The organism is Winogradskyella undariae (assembly GCF_013285155.1).
GTDB classification, from domain to species: domain Bacteria; phylum Bacteroidota; class Bacteroidia; order Flavobacteriales; family Flavobacteriaceae; genus Winogradskyella; species Winogradskyella undariae.
Genome location: NZ_JABTEL010000009.1, coordinates 61,207 through 77,290 on the forward strand (window position 1 = coordinate 61,207; position 16,084 = coordinate 77,290).

Annotated in this window: 18 protein-coding genes and 1 pseudogene; 16 read left to right on the plus strand and 3 right to left on the minus strand. The window is 31.7% G+C overall.

The window, feature by feature from the left end; translation table 11 throughout:
* Position 1: 1 nt before the first annotated feature.
* A complete protein-coding gene (locus HSX10_RS12800; protein WP_173588630.1) occupies positions 2 to 352 on the minus strand; it encodes a hypothetical protein in 351 nt (116 codons plus the stop codon).
* Positions 353 to 514: 162 nt separating this feature from the next.
* Between HSX10_RS12800 and HSX10_RS12805 the strand changes: the two genes are divergently transcribed.
* The 16 genes and pseudogenes from HSX10_RS12805 (at position 515) to HSX10_RS12880 (ending at position 12,795) form a co-directional block, all read left to right on the plus strand.
* Positions 515 to 1,420, plus strand: a complete 906-nt coding sequence (locus tag HSX10_RS12805) for a DUF6892 domain-containing protein (RefSeq protein ID WP_173588631.1) — start codon at positions 515 to 517, stop codon at positions 1,418 to 1,420.
* Positions 1,421 to 1,441: 21 nt separating this feature from the next.
* Entirely contained in the window at positions 1,442 to 1,978 is a 537-nt protein-coding gene (locus tag HSX10_RS12810; RefSeq protein WP_173588632.1) for an HD domain-containing protein, read from the plus strand.
* Positions 1,979 to 2,112: 134 nt separating this feature from the next.
* A complete protein-coding gene (locus HSX10_RS12815; RefSeq protein ID WP_173588633.1) occupies positions 2,113 to 2,754 on the plus strand; it encodes a putative DNA-mimic protein in 642 nt (213 codons plus the stop codon).
* A 45-nt stretch (positions 2,755 to 2,799) separates the two neighbouring features.
* A complete protein-coding gene (locus tag HSX10_RS12820; RefSeq protein ID WP_173588634.1) occupies positions 2,800 to 4,056 on the plus strand; it encodes a hypothetical protein in 1,257 nt (418 codons plus the stop codon).
* A gap of 198 nt (positions 4,057 to 4,254) precedes the next feature.
* Positions 4,255 to 5,397: a hypothetical protein gene (locus tag HSX10_RS12825; RefSeq protein WP_173588635.1), complete on the plus strand. Its 1,143-nt coding sequence runs from the start codon at positions 4,255 to 4,257 to the stop codon at positions 5,395 to 5,397.
* 161 nt (positions 5,398 to 5,558) lie between these two features.
* Positions 5,559 to 6,278, plus strand: a complete 720-nt coding sequence (locus tag HSX10_RS12830; protein WP_173588636.1) for a DUF1963 domain-containing protein — start codon at positions 5,559 to 5,561, stop codon at positions 6,276 to 6,278.
* A 14-nt stretch (positions 6,279 to 6,292) separates the two neighbouring features.
* Positions 6,293 to 6,814, plus strand: coding sequence for a hypothetical protein (locus HSX10_RS12835; protein ID WP_173588637.1), 522 nt, complete (start codon positions 6,293 to 6,295; stop codon positions 6,812 to 6,814).
* Between the two features lie 33 nt (positions 6,815 to 6,847).
* A complete protein-coding gene (locus tag HSX10_RS12840; RefSeq protein ID WP_173588638.1) occupies positions 6,848 to 7,603 on the plus strand; it encodes a DUF2314 domain-containing protein in 756 nt (251 codons plus the stop codon).
* Between the two features lie 20 nt (positions 7,604 to 7,623).
* On the plus strand, positions 7,624 to 8,031 hold the full coding sequence (locus HSX10_RS12845; RefSeq protein ID WP_173588639.1) for a C40 family peptidase: 408 nt from the start codon (positions 7,624 to 7,626) through the stop codon (positions 8,029 to 8,031).
* Between the two features lie 19 nt (positions 8,032 to 8,050).
* Positions 8,051 to 8,656: an SMI1/KNR4 family protein gene (locus HSX10_RS12850; protein ID WP_173588640.1), complete on the plus strand. Its 606-nt coding sequence runs from the start codon at positions 8,051 to 8,053 to the stop codon at positions 8,654 to 8,656.
* Position 8,657: 1 nt separating this feature from the next.
* Positions 8,658 to 9,314 carry a suppressor of fused domain protein gene (locus HSX10_RS12855; protein ID WP_173588641.1) on the plus strand — a complete coding sequence of 219 codons (657 nt, stop codon included), beginning with the start codon at positions 8,658 to 8,660 and terminating at the stop codon, positions 9,312 to 9,314.
* A gap of 15 nt (positions 9,315 to 9,329) precedes the next feature.
* On the plus strand, positions 9,330 to 9,785 hold the full coding sequence (locus HSX10_RS12860; protein ID WP_173588642.1) for a hypothetical protein: 456 nt from the start codon (positions 9,330 to 9,332) through the stop codon (positions 9,783 to 9,785).
* On the plus strand, positions 9,785 to 11,008 hold the full coding sequence (locus tag HSX10_RS12865; RefSeq protein WP_173588643.1) for a hypothetical protein: 1,224 nt from the start codon (positions 9,785 to 9,787) through the stop codon (positions 11,006 to 11,008). The genes HSX10_RS12860 and HSX10_RS12865 overlap by 1 nt, the downstream gene beginning before the upstream one ends.
* A 17-nt stretch (positions 11,009 to 11,025) precedes the next feature.
* Entirely contained in the window at positions 11,026 to 11,811 is a 786-nt protein-coding gene (locus tag HSX10_RS12870; RefSeq protein WP_173588644.1) for an alpha-ketoglutarate-dependent dioxygenase AlkB, read from the plus strand.
* Positions 11,812 to 11,830: 19 nt separating this feature from the next.
* A pseudogene (locus tag HSX10_RS12875) lies at positions 11,831 to 12,343 on the plus strand (endonuclease V); the annotation flags it as partial.
* A gap of 20 nt (positions 12,344 to 12,363) precedes the next feature.
* Positions 12,364 to 12,795, plus strand: coding sequence for a hypothetical protein (locus tag HSX10_RS12880; protein ID WP_173588646.1), 432 nt, complete (start codon positions 12,364 to 12,366; stop codon positions 12,793 to 12,795).
* A gap of 83 nt (positions 12,796 to 12,878) precedes the next feature.
* Here the strand turns inward: HSX10_RS12880 and HSX10_RS12885 are convergent, their stop codons facing one another.
* Together HSX10_RS12885 and HSX10_RS12890 are read right to left on the minus strand one after the other, a co-directional pair.
* Complete coding sequence (locus HSX10_RS12885) at positions 12,879 to 13,649, minus strand: hypothetical protein (protein WP_173588647.1); 771 nt, start codon at positions 13,647 to 13,649, stop codon at positions 12,879 to 12,881.
* Positions 13,650 to 13,682: 33 nt separating this feature from the next.
* Positions 13,683 to 16,058, minus strand: a complete 2,376-nt coding sequence (locus tag HSX10_RS12890) for a leucine-rich repeat domain-containing protein (protein WP_173588648.1) — start codon at positions 16,056 to 16,058, stop codon at positions 13,683 to 13,685.
* Positions 16,059 to 16,084: the final 26 nt, after the last annotated feature.

Consider the following 16,084-nt stretch of genomic DNA (forward strand, 5'->3'; position numbering starts at 1 on the left):
ATTATAGTTCATTTATTATTCCGCCAAATAAGTGTGTATAGCGCTTTTTGGCTAATTCTAATTTAATTTCAAAATTTCTAATTTTCACTGACATTTCTAAGTCTTTGGCTACATAATCTTTGGCATCAAAATCTGAAGCTAAGACCAAACTATTTGCATCTGTAGGGCTCATATCTAGCATATTTTCTTGCTCACGTTTTAAACGTTTTAAAGACAAAGCTAAATCTTCTGTTTCGCGTTTGTACATGAGTTGTGCATCTTCTGCAATAGCATTGGCACGATCATCTCTTATTTTTTCGTTGTTACGTTTTAAGGATTCTAAAAACGCAGCACTTTTAACTTGGTCTTCCATAAAAAAGGTTTTAAGCAAAGTTAAAAGAAGCTATTGTTTTTTTTATCCCTGATAACCGTGATATTGTTTTGAGCTTTCTTATTCCGAATAAAAAATCACGGAAAACAGCCATTTAAACTCTTAAGGATGTTGTTATCTTTGGTCTTTTAAAAGCATGTAATTATGACGACAATACATTTATCTTCAACAGGTTTAAAAATTAATTTAGTGTCTATAGAATTTCCAGTTTCAATAGAAACTTTAAAAGATGGTTTAGATGCGAATTACAGAAGTGTAAAACTAAAAGAGAATACCATTTTTACTTGGGATGATTTAGGGATTTTAGGCTATTCAGGCGATGGAGAACATATCGATTCTCTAACGTTAGAGTTAGAACTTGATGCTTTCGATTTTTGTCCGAAAACCAAGTTCTCTGGAACATTTTATTTTAATGATGAAGAGATTATAAATTATTATAAAACGCATAAAGCAGAGCATATTGCGCTTTTTGAAGGTGATGATTGTGGTGCTTTAGTACTGAATAATATGAGTGCTTGGTTTGATGTTAATGATAACCGTATTAGTGCCATTGAAATAAGTACTTATGAAATTTATAACCGTTGGGAAGGTATTCCGGAAGATAAGTACAGTATTAAACCACTGAATGAAGAAGAAATCACCTTTGTAGATTTTGGATTTAAACTGTCAATTATTGAAGAACTGATGTATGTTAAAGGATTATTAAAACCTCTATTTGATATACACGAATTTGCAAGATGGTATAAAGAACGTGACATTGATATTAATGAAGAAGGCTACGAGCCGATTGCAGAAGTAGAGCAATATTTTAAAGATTTACCCATCCCAAAACGTTTAGCTTCAGAAATCACGGAGATTTATCAAGATGGTGGAAACGATATTTATATGAATTTATCTCCATTTTCAGGTGGGGCAGTAGAATATTGGGATATAGAATCTGCAGAAGATGCTAAACAGTTTCCTAATTTAAAAAAAGCAACATTATGTTATGCTAAAGATTGTGTTTATGATGAGTTTTCAGCACTAGGAATTGATGCAGAATCGTTATAGAATATTAATAAATTAAAGCCTATGATTCAAGATTTATATCAAAAAGCCATACAATTTGCAGGAGAAAAACATCACAATCAAAAGGTGCCAGGAAGTAATTCAAATTATGTATTGCATCTCTCTAATGTGGCGATGGAAGTTTTAATGGCTTATCAAAACGAACCAGATTTTAATTTGGCTTTAGCCATACAAATAGCATTATTACACGATACGCTTGAAGATACTGATACGAGTTTTAATGATATAGAAGCTACATTTGGTCTTAGTATAGCCGAGGGAGTGCAAGCGTTAACTAAAAATAATACCATTCCGATTAAAAGCGAGCGTATGCTTGATAGTTTAAATCGAATAAATAGTTTAGAGAAAGAAGTTGGTCTTGTAAAATTGGCAGATAGGATTACAAATTTACAGCAACCCCCAAGCTTATGGAATCCTGAAAAGATAAAAGCTTATCACGAAGAAGCCATTTTGATTGCATTTAAACTTCAAGATAAAAATAACTATTTAAATGTCAGGCTTCAATTTAAAATTGATGATTATGCAAAGTATGTTCATTAGGCGTGAGAGGCTTTTTTTAGTAACGAAAAAATGAAACAGGCTAAATTCAGTAAAAATAAATATCACTAGTTTCAGGGATAAAACAAAAAAGTATTAATTCTAATTTTGTCTTGTAAAATAAAAACAACAAGATAATGGGATTAGCAATTACAAGCGGAATATTAGTAGATTTCAAGGAAAATGAACCAGAAGGTTACGAAGCTTATCAAACATACTTCAACAATATAAATATAATATTGGCAAAGAATAATGTAACACCTCACCAAGAACCAGATGTTTTAGAAAGGGCACCTCTATCCTCAGGCGGTTTTCCTTATAGTTTTTTACATTATTTAAGACGTTTTGCTGCACATGTATGGGAGAATGAAGGTAATGATAATTGGAAGCCAATACTTTTTTCACAAGATGAAGAGCCTGGTGCAGATTCTATTTTAGAAGACCACTATTCTTATATGTCTAGTCATCTTTTAACACATTCAGATTCAGAAGGTTTTTATATTCCTGTAGAATTACCAGAAATTCTTTTTGACAATGATGAAGCACCCGTTCCTGGGGCAATGATTGGTTCTTCTTACGATCTTTTAAGGGAATTAAAAAGTCTTTCAAAACATTTAGGAATTACATTAAACGAAGATGATATTGTCTCAAATTTACCAGAATTGAATGAGAAAATTCAAGCTAAAGGTGATTTTTGGGTAGAGACATTGGTTTGTGCTACACTTTTAGATGCTTCAAAATTTAGCATCACTAACAACACAGCTATCGTTTTTAATTAAATAGAAACGCTTTAAACTAAAGATATTTCTAAGTAAAAAGGACAAATGGAGTTAACAAGTAAAAATATAGAAAACACTAAACAAGACTGGAATACTTTAGGAAGTAAATATGCTTCTGATGTAAATAAAATGGTTGCCTTTGGTGAAACTAACGGATGGGAAAATTGGAAAGGGGAAGAACCTAAAGATGAAAGAGGTCATTTGGCAGATATGGTCTATCAACTTTTAAAAGAAGCTAACAAAAATGATACGGTTGCTCAATTTAGAACAGATTTTCCACCCGCACACACGCCTTTTGTTCAATTTATGAAAGAAAAAGGACAAAGTGTAGAGCAATTACATTTTATAGATCATCAGAAAATTGTTTTTTTAACCGGAGCAGCTTATCAAAAAAGGCAAGCTTATCTTCTTAAAGACGGTGAGACTTTAGAGCTTGATTCATCTATTAAAGCCATAGGGAAATCAAAACAACATAATGTTTTTGCCATTGCCGCAAATAATACTATTGTAACGACACAAGGTTGGGAAGGTGAAATTATAGCAACTTTTACTTTAGATGAAGCTAAAAATATAGGGATTACAGAATTGATTCCTTTTAACGACGGACTTAAAGTTCTTTTAGTATCATCAGACGGTATTTACATTATTTCTAATGATACTGAAAATTTAATTCATCCTTTACCAGACCCAGAAGATGATGAGTGGGAGCCTTATTTGGATATGGAAAATGCAACGCTTTCTAATGATAATAAATATATCGTTGTGGGCGATCAGTGTTACGATCATAGAATTTTAGATCAGAATGGTACTGAAATTGGGGAAATTGGTCCGCAATCTGATTACCCCGATTTTTGTCTTTTTTCTAAAGACGATAAACAGTTAATTACAAATTCGTGTCACTTTTATAACGGTATAACTATTGGTGTAGATACTTCAAGTTTAAAAAACCTTAGTATACCTGCTTATGACGGAAGTGAAGATTGTACAACTATAGATTCGGAAATGAGAGTTTATTGCGGCGTTTCTACTTCGGAATTCTATATTTTAGGAGATGCATTCGGGTATATTAGAGCTGTAGATACCGCTGGGAATTGTATTTGGAGATATTTTTTAGGATCTACAATTACAGGTATTACCATTTCTGAAGATGAAAAGACGCTGTGGGTTGGTTCTGCTTCAGGAATGCTTCATAAACTACAACTAGAAAAAGGGCTTAGAGATAAACACACTATAGGGACTGGTAATCATTACGAAGAATTTAGGCTTGTTTTATGGAAAGATGAACCTATAATGAAATGGTAAAAAGGAATCCATAATTATTTCACTTTACTAATCGTATTTAGAGAAAAAAGCACGTCTATAAAAGCGTGCTTTTTTTGTTGTTTATTAGTTAGAAAATAAAACAACCTGAATTCAGTATGTATAAATCTCACTAGTTTCAGGGATAAAATAATAGAGTGTTAGTTCTAATTTTGAACTGTAAAACAAACACATTCAAAAATGAAAAATACTCTACTTTATTTCACGTTAATATTAGGCCTATTTTCTTCTTGTAGCAAAAAAAGTTATACAGCTTTATATAAAGAAGGTAGTACATTAACAGCTAATGAAACTCAATATCATTTGTCTAAAAACCTTTTAAAACTAGAGGTGATTTATACGCTAAATGAACCAAGAGTTTCTATAAATGGAATAGATCAAGCATTAACATCAAGTTCTACTAAAGTTACGATTGAAGATCCTATTAAAATCACAAAACTTTTAGTTGCAGATCAGTCACAAACATTTGTGGTTACCGGAAAGCAATTGTCCGAAACCTCATTTGTAAATACGGGAATAAATGGAAAAAACAGTATTCAAAAACAAACCATAAGTATTCCTTCTTCAGAAATAATGGCACGTAATACATTGCCAGTAGCTTCGCTTACAGATTCTAATATTGAAGCAGAAGCATATTCTGCAATTTTAGAAATGAACGATAAATTAGATAAGATTACGACTAAAGATGAGGCAGAATTAGCTTTGAATTTAATCTCTTTCTATAAAAGCCAGTTCAAAATGTTAAATGAAGATTTTAAGCCTTACGTTAAAAAATCGAAAATAAAATACACTGTAATTATAGATCCAACAGCATTATATTCTGAAGAAAATCGTTGGTCTAATACTAAAGATGATAAGATTTATCATACCATTTATCCAAAGCATATTTTTGAAAGTAAAGGTGTGTTAAAGGATATTTTAACATTAGAAATTCCAAAACCAGAAGCTTCGCTAGCATCTCAGTTAGAAATAGAAGAAGGTATAGAAGGTGTTGTTTATCGTAGTCCATCTACAGTGAATTTTACCTTATCGCTGAAAGATGTTTTTGTTGCATCAGATTCTTTAGCATTAGCGCAGTCCGGAACTGTTAAAACAATTTCAATTAAAGATTTAGAAAATAACGAAGGCGTAGCAATACAATTATTTAAGTCTAAAAATTTAGAAAACACTCAAGAATTTCAAGAAAAAATAGAGCCATTAGATTTTGATTATAATGATACTATAGAATCATCACAAGAAGTAATTAAAAGTGAGTACGAAGAAAAATTAAAAAATATAGATTTACTTGTTAAAGGACTCGAAAAACGTATAGCTGAACTATAAGAGCTCTTGTGAAATTGAATATCACTGAAAACAGTTAGGTGAAAAAGGACGTAAAGTTTCATCTTTGTAAGATGCATGTTTGGAAATTATTCTTTGATAGCACAATCTTATGACTGCGAAAATTTTGATGATACCACGATGTTTGGATAAAAAGTAAAAATATGACTGTAGAAGAATTAAAAAGTAAAATTTCTAAATCGGTGACTAAATTCAGTACTGGAGGATTTAGACCCAAAAATACTATTGAAGAAAGTTGGATCGGTAAAGTCTTTGCTTATAATGAAGATGAAGACATTCCGTTAGATAAAAACGGAGATCAAATGTTTCCGTTGGCGCAATTTTACCTTCCTAATTTACCTTACGTTCATCCAAGTCTTAAGGATACCAAACTCATCACTGTTTTTGTCTCTGCAGAATGGCCAGAATGTTTTGAAGATATGGGAGAACATTGGGTAATAAGAGAATATAACAACTTAGAAAATATTCAAATTAAAAATCTAGAAAATTCAGACTCGTTTATAAATGCTTTTCCGTTACACGCAGAATTAGACGAAAATGATTTCCCGTTATGGGATGGTGGCGGTTTATCTCTAGAAGATCAAGCAGAAATTTTAAAACTAGAAGACGAAGATGTTATCGACGATTATTTTGATATCACAGATGAAATTACAGCACATATTTACGACCACAAAATAGGTGGTTATCCTTCTTTTTGTCAATCCGGAATTGGAGATGCTGATGGTTTTGGAAAAGGGTTTCAGTTTGTGTTTCAAATTTCATCAGATGAAAAAGCAAATTTTAATGTGGTAGATAATGGTAGTTTAATGTTTGCTAAAAATAACGACACCAAACATTGGAGTTTGTATTACGATTTCTATTAATTGAAAATTGCAGAATGGAAAACATAAAAATTGAACAGGCCTACCAAAATACATTTTCAGGTTTAACAATGTATTATAGAGATTGCGAGCTTTCAGAAGATTTGGTTACGCGCTATAAAATAGACCAAATTATACAAGAGCGTGGTTTTACAGATGTCTCTAACCAAGCAGAAGGTTTAGCTAAAAATGTACGTTTTGCTATCGCCTCTAATTCGGCTTCTAACTTAGGAGGCATAAATCCGGATGTAGCAAAATATGGTTTTCATTTAATTGCTTCTGGAGCCTATTTTAAAGTTCTAGATATTTATAAAATTGGGCATAAAACACAGATTATGCTTATGCATTTTAATGAAGACTATTTAGAAATTTTCAACGGTACTAAATCTAATATAGAAGATAAAATAGTACTTGTGGGTAGAAAAAGTTTAGATACCAAAATAGTAATGCAACCACATTCTATTTTAAATAACGAAGAATGGATAGCACGAACAGCACATCCTATCGGAGTGTCTAAAACAGGGACGTTCTTTCTTTAATAATAACAAAAATCATAAATAAAACAAGAAACTATGAGTCAAGACAACAATATCGTTTTTGCTAAACAAAACGAAAAAATGAAAGCGGCTTACCTTAAAGCACAAGACACGTTTAACTATTTCTGGAGAGAACTATATTGGGAAGCAAAACGTGTGGTTCCTGCACATAATTTAGCGTTAGTAAAAATTCCTTTTCAACAAATGGCAGAAGGTGATGACCAACCTACAGTAGAACATATGTGGATTAGCGAAATAGCTTTTGATGGAGAACATATTACTGGTGTTTTAATGAATTCACCTAACCTATTAACCAATGTTGCAGAAGGTGATACCGTAACTAGAAAAGTCTCAGAAATATCAGATTGGATGCTAGCTATAGACCGAAAAACTTATGGCGGTTACACCATACAAGTCTTACGTTCGGATATGACGGCGGAAGCAAGAAAACAACACGATGAGGCTTGGGGATTAGATTTTGGAAACCCTAACCATATTCTAGTGGCTTATCAGCAAGAAGACAATGAAGAAAACCTTATTGAACACCCAATGAGTAAAGTGATGGAACAACCTGCTAGAGATTATTTTGAAGCTAATCTAGACGTAGTAAAGGCTGTAGATGAAAACGGGGTTACTAGATTACACACAGAAACTATTGCAGGAAACAAAACAGCAGTAGATATTTTATTGGAATTAGGCGCGGATAAAACGGCTAAAACCAATACAGGTAAAACCGCTTTAGACTTTGCTACGGCTTTAAATTGGTCACACCTTATACCTGTTTTAAAATAATGTAACGCATCATTTTTGAAATGAAAACCACATTTACATCCATTTTTATAGGAATTTTATCCATACTTGCACTTTCTTGGTTGTTTATTAACCATCAGGAAGATGTAAGCATGGATTTAATTTTTGATAAAAAAATTATAGATGGAGACCTTGTTTTTCGCTCTGTAAATACTGGAACTTTAGACGCAACACATTATAATGAATTTGGAATTATTGAAAAATCTTTAGGAAAACTATATGTTTGGGATAACCAAAATACAATGAAAAGAAGTTTTCAAGACTGGGTGAAAGAAGGAAACGGTGGGCATATTAAAGTTTATAGTATAAAATCTTCAAACTTTAATATCAATACCTTAGAACTTCAAAACGGAACTTATAGCCATGTTATGAATTCTGAAGCCTTAGAGTTCGTAACTGAGAGTAAGTGAAAAATTTAAAAAATCTAAAATGGATACGATAGCAAATAAATACATAGCAACACTCAAATGCGCTTATTATAATGCAAAAGGAAAAGACATTTGGGATCATTTTGAGAGCGTAAAACACGGTGCTGCATCCGAGCATTTAGATCAGGTAAAACTCATCTTTCCTGAGGTTCCTGAAGCACTATTGCATTTACTAACGTTTGTAGATGGCACGTATTGGAGAACGTATGGTGATGACGATATTATTTTGTTCTTTTTAGGTTCAGACATGGCTGAATATCCATATTATTTATTGTCTTCAGAACAGATTATTGAAAATGAAAATGTAGCAGCAAGCTATTATTCAGATTATATAGAAAGAGCTTATGAAGGTGTCGATATTGATGAAAAAATCACCAATAAATCAGAAAATCTAAAGTGGCTTCATTTTTCAGATTGTATGAATAATGGCGGAACGTCTCAGTTGTTTATCGATTTTAGTCCTTCAGAAAAAGGAACAAAAGGACAAATAGTACGGTTTCTTCACGATCCAGATGAATTTAAAGTGATAGCAGATAGTTTTGAAGCCTATTTACAAATGCTGATGGATAATGAAATAGGGTTTATTAATGAGGATAATTTAGAATAAAATGGACAAAACAACATATAAAAATAAATTTACAGAAGAAGATGCTGTGGGTTGGATAGCTATAGACAACGCTTTAGAAAATATTTACGGATACACCGAGCCAAAACATTACGGCCCTTTATGTGGTATTTATTTTAGTGTAGGCGGTACAGATCCTATAGATGGTGCCAGTATTTACGATTCTAATCATCAGGAAGCACACAAACATTTGGTGAGTTATGGGATGTCTGGATTGTATTATGATGAAGATAAGACAGAAGAAGAGTTTAGCAAATGGGGTTTTGAGTTTACTTTCAGATTAAAACCTTTTAAAGAGGATAAAGGCGAGCCAATTTGGGCGATTCAAGTTATGAATAATTTGGCGCGCTATGTTTTTAGCAGTGGTAAATGGTTTGAAGAGAATCATTTTATACCTGCAAATGGTCCAATTAGACGCAATACAGAAACTAAAATTGTAGGTTTTGTTTTTGCTGTTGACCCCGAATTAGGAAAGATTGAAACCCCGCATGGTGAAGTTGCATTTTTACAACTTGTAGGTATTACAGAAGATGAGGTAGAACGTTTAAAAGCAAACCCTACAACAACTGCAGTAGAAGAATTAATTAAGGAATTAAAAGAAACAAATCCATTATTAATAACAGATTTAGAACGCAAATAGTTTAAAGTGTTTATTATGAATTTAGAAAACACCATCACACTAATTGAAAACTTCCAAGTAAATGACGAAATTGAAGATTATGAAATTAGTGAATTTTTTGATGCTATTGGCTTCCAATTAGAAGCTATAAATCGTTTTACAGATGCACAAAAGCAGCAACTCATTCAAACGCTTTTCGATTTTTTAAAACGTCAAGATCCAGAATTAGATGAAGATTTTTCTTTTATTCATTTAATAGAAGCTATAGATCAACCCGATTACAAAATTTATAATGCTGAATTGCTGAAATTCAATACAGAAAATGGTACGATTACTTCGACACTTTTATTGAACCGGTTTATTAATGGTTTAAAAGAAGAAGAACGTAAAAAATACATTGATTTATTAAAATTGATTTCTGAGAATAGGAATTATACCGATTTAGTGAGAGCGGAAGCATTGAGTTATTACGAACATCAAATGGAAAAATAATGAACATAGAAAACGCACTCTCAAAAACTAAAAATATTTTACTTAATTTAAGTACTTCAGAGACTAAATCAGAAGCATTAGATTACTTGTTAGCCAACTTTAACGGATGTGTAGTAACACGTTTTTCTGATATTAAAAACACAGAAAAATCAATCCGAATTTTTGCTCTGGGAGATATAACTTTGTTAGACGTTAAATCTGAAGACGTTTTCATTATCAAAGAATTTTCTTCTAATTACGAAAACCATTCTACGTCAAATTTGAAGATGATTAGTGAAGGACAAGTCCCAATAAATGTACACAATGCAGGTGTGTTTTATCGTCAGTTGTTTGAAGACGAGAATTACTTTTCTAAAATAGAGACAGAGCATCAATTTCAACATTTAACAGAATCTACCAAACAATCTGTAGCTTTAAGAAAAGGCATTTATTTAAGTGAAATCACCAAAGGAAAATCGACTAAAAATGAAGAGCAACTTCATTTTAAATTATTACGATGTTCTACCAACTTAACAGGACCAACAGATAATTTTAGAGCTACAGATACGTATATAGTCAACAAAATTAATGAAGCGGTAAAATTTGATTTTGAAAAAGAGACCGAATTAAACCACGTATTAGCTCAGATTTACGAGAATAAAAAGAAAGATAAAGACCATCCTAAAGATGTAAAAGCGAAGATAAAAGCACATTCCGACAAAACGAAAGATATGCCAACAGAAGGTTTAATTGCCTTCTGTACGTTTTATGATACAACTAATTTTGATAAATTGAGTCCTTCTAAAACGAATAAGTTTGATAGAGTTTATGGTAAATCTAGCGGATTAAGTCGCTTACTTTTCAAACTTAAATCGTTTGTAAACGATGCTACTTTAGTTAAAGAATTTTCGGTGACTTTATATCCGAATTCTGTGTTTTTAATTCCGTTGTCTACCAATAGATTATACACGCACGAGATAAGACCATCGGTTTTAGATATCGATTTAATTCCGATTAGAATGGGGTATGTTATACGCTGTTCTAATCTAGAGGCTGTTTATACAAACGGTCAAACCTATATTAAAAATGAAGACGAGCGGATTAAGTTAGAACCAATGGTTACCGAAAATCTAGAAGATTTAAGAACGTCTTATTACGAAGAAAACAAGACCGTAAAACGTGTAGATTATGGTAAAGTTCACTTTAGTATGAATACAGGAGATTATAAAAAACCAATCTATTAATCTGAAAGCATTATTGTATGAATACGTATCCGTTTTATAAAACGACACTTCCTTTAAAAACCAATTGTTTCGAATCTTTATCTAAAGAAATCAGTTTTGAAGCCTTAGGCAAAGGACGCGTTGGAAATACTATAATAAAGTGCTTAGATAAAGGTATTCCTGTAGTAAGAACAACAACGAAGTTTAGTATTCCTGCTCATTATTTTACTGTAAATCATCTTGATATTTTAAATCATATTAATAACACATTAGAAGCCGAAAATCAACCAAAAACAGCTTTTAACTGTGGACTTATTGAAATATATGACGAGAATTATACCAAAATGGGCTATCATTCCGATCAAAATTTAGATCTAGAACCGAACTCTTATATTGGTTTGTTTTCATGTTATAAACATCCAGAAACGCTTACGGATGCAACAACTCGTATTCTCAGAATTAAAGATAAATCTACCGAAGAAGAATTTGATATCGCATTAACACACAATTCTTTTGTTTTATTTTCTGTGGAAATGAATGCTGAATATTCACATAAAATCATTTTAGAAAACCCAAACCGCGAAGCACTAAAATTAGCCGATAACAAATGGTTAGGCATCACTTTTAGAACCTCTAAAACCTTTATTGAATTTAAAAATAACAAGCCTTATTTTGAAGAAGGTGCAGTAATGGAACTCGCAAATGAAACGCAAGAAAAAGAATTTTACAAATTGCGGGGTCAAGAAAATAGAAGTCTAGATTTTACATATCCAGAGATAAAATATACGCTTAGCAAAGCTGATTTAATAAAGCCTATTAGCTAATAACAAAACTAAAAATGAACTTATGATACTCGCTTTTGACACTTATTATTACGACGGAAAAGCCAAAACCATTGCGGTAAGTTTTAACGATTGGGAAGACGACGAACCAACAAAAATTTATACTGATATTATTGAAGGTGTAGCACCATACGAACCAGGATCTTTTTACAAACGCGAATTACCGTGTATTTTAAGTCTTCTTAAACAAGTAAATCTAGAAGAAGTAGACTTAATCATTGTAGATGGTTATGTGATTTTAGAAGAAAAACACTTGGGCTTAGGTGGTTATTTGTACCAAGCTTTAGAAGGAAAAATTCCGGTTGTAGGTATTGCAAAATCTGAGTTTGTATCTAAAACTTCTGTATTTAAAGAAGTGTTTCGTGGCGAAAGTAAAAAACCATTGTATGTGACCTCTATTGGTACAGATAGAGATGAGGTTTGTAACGCCATAGAACGTATGCACGGTAAATACCGAATGCCAACATTACTACAGATTGTAGATACTAAAACAAAAGAAAATACTAAGAACTAATACTTTAAAAAGTTACAACTATGAATGAAAATTTAATTATAACCTCGGTAGATGAACTAAAACCAATGTTTAGAAAAAATTACAGGGAGTTTATTGCTGAAAAACCAAGGACTGTAATTTTTGAGGAAGAGGAATTTAAGTTATATAATTTTGAAAAGATGATGGAGCTTACCAACATAGATGGAATGGAAGTCAGTAAGATTCACGCATTAACCCCGTATGTTAAAACATTAAGTGAATTTATGAATCCTATATTTAATGATTTAAATGGATACAAGTGGAGTTTAGAAAAATTAGCTTTAGGTAAAGCTATTGGTGCTAATTCTGAAGGTGATTTATTATTTTTTGGTTGCTATGATAATACTAAAGTACATTTATTTCGTCACGATGATGGCAGTATAAAGAGAACTAAATTAACTTTGTTTGAAATTATTAAACAATTTTCTGAGTAAATTTTAGGTACTTAGTGTAAATAATAAAAAAAGCCCAATTATAAATTTTATAATTGGACTTTTTAGTTTTTTTATAACTGAAATTATTCGGTATATCTTAAAAACAAATGCTTTTTATTTTTAATGATATCTGCTAATTTTTCAAACTCTGATTCGGTGGTGTTATACAGTTTTGCCAAGTCAGTTACCAATGTTTTTAATTGATTGTCTTTTAAGGGTTCATTTCTAATAAATCCTAAAAAGGAAGCCCCTATGCCAAAAAGTTCAAAATTATAGGTTTCAAAGAGGTATTTTGATAACGCATAATTTTCAAAAGGACTAAAGTCGGCATCAAAATAACCATTCGGAAATCCGGTAAGTCCTTCGTATGGTTGTTCTACAGGAAGAATCTTCAGGACAACCTGTTGGTCTAAAAATGCTAAAGGGGATTCATTAATATTTTCTAAATCTAAAACATCGTCTTCAGAATTGCTTATGTCTTTTTTACAAACGGTTTCAAAATCAATTCCTTTTGTTTGTTTTAAAAAGTTTTCTCTTATAATGAAATATTCAGATGGTGTAGACAAATGCCCCAAATGCTCGTTATCTTCATCATAGCAGGCTTTATCAAGTCCAGATAAATCATAACCTTCTGTATCCAGCAGAGCATTGTAATCACAAGCGTGCCCACTAGTATATTCGGCTTGACCTAAATCATCTAAGGTTAAGATTATAGTCTTGTCAGGATGATTTTGTTTATAGGTTTGATAAACCTCCATAAGTTCCTCGTACGATTTTATATTTTCGATTAAGAAACTGTCAAATAACCTTTCTTGGTAAGGCTCCCGAGTTCTAATTAATTTTTCTATATTCATAGCTTTGGTTTAAATACTAAATAGCATCAAAAATTACACATTTGATTCTTTACTGAACTCTTTTTTCAATTGGGTATAACCTGGCGTTATTAAGTTCTTGTATTTTTCTGGATTCATATTATGTCCGCCAAAACCAGAGAGGTAATATTTTAGTTCTTTCAGTTTTAGTTTCTGAAAATATTCAGGAACTGCATTTTCAAATTTACAATTGTCAATATCTAAGCGTTCTAAATGAGGTAAATCGGCTATCCAAGTCGGTAAATCTACAAAGTCATTTCCGCCTAAGGATAAGGTTTTTAAAGTTTTAATCTGCTGAATGAATTCTGGCAATACTTCAAACTTATGGTTGATTAAAAACTCGGTTAGTTTTAATTCTGAAATACTTTCAGGAATGCTGTTGACATCGTCGCCAATGCCCATAAAACTTAATTTTTTCAAGGCTTTAAACTGATTTAGTTTTGCATAGCCTGCCATTCCAAATTGATAACTTAAGGCAATATATAGAGATTCTAAAACGGGTGCTTCTAAAGTTTCAAGGCTTTCAAAGGTGGTGTAACTTAAATCTAAAGCTTTTAAATGTGGCAACTTGATTTTAGGAAACGTAGTAGCAATCTCATAATGCGCCATATTTAAGGTTTCTAAATTTGGCATATTAGAAATGATTTCTTCTAAATTTTCAGCTTTATAAAAGTCTAATTTTAAATATTTTAATTGAGGCGTGAGTTTAGGTGTTAAAGCCACAGCGCTAGCTTCATTATTATCTAAATGTAAATGCTCTAAATTGGTACAATAGACCAATACATTTTGAAAATGACCTGTATTTGTATAGGCTTTTAGGGTGGTTAACACTTCCGGTTTTGGTAAGTATTGTGTTATATCTTCTTGGGTGTTTTCGCACTCGTTAATACCCGAAAAATGAAGTGATGTCGTGATTAAATTTTGAAACAAAACTTGAGGTGCTTCAATCGCTAAATTCCCAAAATAAGCCTGTTCTGTTTCTAATAATTTTTCTGTGGCAACATATTCTTTAATGTCAAATAAGTGCAAGTCTTTAATCTTAAAAGGCAAATTTATAGCCTCTAAAACTAAATCACGACAACTGTTAAAACTTAAATACTCTAAATGTTGCAAGTCTTTTAAACCTTCAGGGATGCTTTCAATAGTAACACCATACAATTTTAAATAGCGTAATTGCGTACAGTTTTCAATATTTTGAAACAGGGTTTCGGTATGACTTCCTTGATGAATATCAATAGATTCAAGTGTTGTTAATTGTCCTAAATTAGCTGTAACCTCAGAGAAATTAGTGATGTAATGAATTTTTAACTTTTTTAGATCGGTAAACCGTTCAGGGTGCAATAAAACGTAATTTAAAATTTTGACATCTCTGATTAATAATTCAGAATTTGAAATTGGTGATGTACTAGGTATTATTTCTATGTTGTCATCTAACGTAATATACTCGCAATTAGAAGTAAATATTTGACTGTCTTCAATGGTTTTAATTAAAGGAACTGCTTTCAATTTAAATACAAAAAGCTTGTGCAATTTATCAAATCCGCTAGGTATCTCATTCAGATTTGGACATTTAAAGAGGTTGAATTTTTCGAGATGCATTAGTGTTGAAATGCTACTTGGTAGTTTGGTTAAATGTTCTAATCTTATAAAATTCAATTCCTTTAAACTTGTTGGTAATTGCAGTTGAGATGCGTTTTTTAAATTGACTAGAATGAAATCTAACTCTTCTAAATTTGTAAACTTTTCTAACTGAAGTGACTCTTGAAATTCTGTAGTAATATTGCTTAATTCTAGTTGCTTTATGTTGATTAAAGACCAAAATGATTCTGGAAATGTTGCGAGTTGAGTTAATTCTAGAGTAACGCTTTCTAACTGTTGTAAATTTCCAATAGAAAATGGCAACGCTTGGTAATCGCCTTTAATTTCTAAAGTCGATAAAGAGGTAATATCACAAATTTCTTCAGGCAAACCGTTGCTAAATACATCACTTACTTTTAGGTGAGCAATACCATTTAAACGTGAAATAAGATCAGGTTGCTTTTCTAGTGTTTCTGCAATCGCTTCCTGTCTTATAGAAAGTGATGAAAATTGAAAAGCATTGTAGATTTTACCTATAGGAAATAATGGATCTTTAAGTCCGTATTTGAGTAATGCTTTTAAAACTTCTGTAGAATTTTCACCATCTGCAGGCAATTTATTACGGGTGTTAAAAGCGCTAAGAAGTTCTGGGGTACCGTTTGTTTCTAAGATTTTAGAAATCTCATCAACAATAATAGGATCTCTTAAAGTTTTACCAACAGCAAAAAGCTCATAAAGATAAGCTTTTGGATAATTTGGTTGCGTTTTTAATTGCTTGTAATATCGATTAAGGTTGGAAGGGTCTAAGATCATTGTATAAATTTCTAAAGTAAAACGTT

What these genes read in the sequence shown, in the direction of transcription:
- HSX10_RS12800 (WP_173588630.1), bottom strand. Translation starts at nt 352, where the DNA reads ATGGAAGACCAAGTTAAAAGTGCTGCGTTTTTAGAATCCTTAAAACGT.
- HSX10_RS12805 (WP_173588631.1), top strand. Translation starts at nt 515, where the DNA reads ATGACGACAATACATTTATCTTCAACAGGTTTAAAAATTAATTTAGTG.
- HSX10_RS12810 (WP_173588632.1), top strand. Translation starts at nt 1,442, where the DNA reads ATGATTCAAGATTTATATCAAAAAGCCATACAATTTGCAGGAGAAAAA.
- HSX10_RS12815 (WP_173588633.1), top strand. Translation starts at nt 2,113, where the DNA reads ATGGGATTAGCAATTACAAGCGGAATATTAGTAGATTTCAAGGAAAAT.
- HSX10_RS12820 (WP_173588634.1), top strand. Translation starts at nt 2,800, where the DNA reads ATGGAGTTAACAAGTAAAAATATAGAAAACACTAAACAAGACTGGAAT.
- HSX10_RS12825 (WP_173588635.1), top strand. Translation starts at nt 4,255, where the DNA reads ATGAAAAATACTCTACTTTATTTCACGTTAATATTAGGCCTATTTTCT.
- HSX10_RS12830 (WP_173588636.1), top strand. Translation starts at nt 5,559, where the DNA reads ATGACTGTAGAAGAATTAAAAAGTAAAATTTCTAAATCGGTGACTAAA.
- HSX10_RS12835 (WP_173588637.1), top strand. Translation starts at nt 6,293, where the DNA reads ATGGAAAACATAAAAATTGAACAGGCCTACCAAAATACATTTTCAGGT.
- HSX10_RS12840 (WP_173588638.1), top strand. Translation starts at nt 6,848, where the DNA reads ATGAGTCAAGACAACAATATCGTTTTTGCTAAACAAAACGAAAAAATG.
- HSX10_RS12845 (WP_173588639.1), top strand. Translation starts at nt 7,624, where the DNA reads ATGAAAACCACATTTACATCCATTTTTATAGGAATTTTATCCATACTT.
- HSX10_RS12850 (WP_173588640.1), top strand. Translation starts at nt 8,051, where the DNA reads ATGGATACGATAGCAAATAAATACATAGCAACACTCAAATGCGCTTAT.
- HSX10_RS12855 (WP_173588641.1), top strand. Translation starts at nt 8,658, where the DNA reads ATGGACAAAACAACATATAAAAATAAATTTACAGAAGAAGATGCTGTG.
- HSX10_RS12860 (WP_173588642.1), top strand. Translation starts at nt 9,330, where the DNA reads ATGAATTTAGAAAACACCATCACACTAATTGAAAACTTCCAAGTAAAT.
- HSX10_RS12865 (WP_173588643.1), top strand. Translation starts at nt 9,785, where the DNA reads ATGAACATAGAAAACGCACTCTCAAAAACTAAAAATATTTTACTTAAT.
- HSX10_RS12870 (WP_173588644.1), top strand. Translation starts at nt 11,026, where the DNA reads ATGAATACGTATCCGTTTTATAAAACGACACTTCCTTTAAAAACCAAT.
- HSX10_RS12880 (WP_173588646.1), top strand. Translation starts at nt 12,364, where the DNA reads ATGAATGAAAATTTAATTATAACCTCGGTAGATGAACTAAAACCAATG.
- HSX10_RS12885 (WP_173588647.1), bottom strand. Translation starts at nt 13,649, where the DNA reads ATGAATATAGAAAAATTAATTAGAACTCGGGAGCCTTACCAAGAAAGG.
- HSX10_RS12890 (WP_173588648.1), bottom strand. Translation starts at nt 16,058, where the DNA reads ATGATCTTAGACCCTTCCAACCTTAATCGATATTACAAGCAATTAAAA.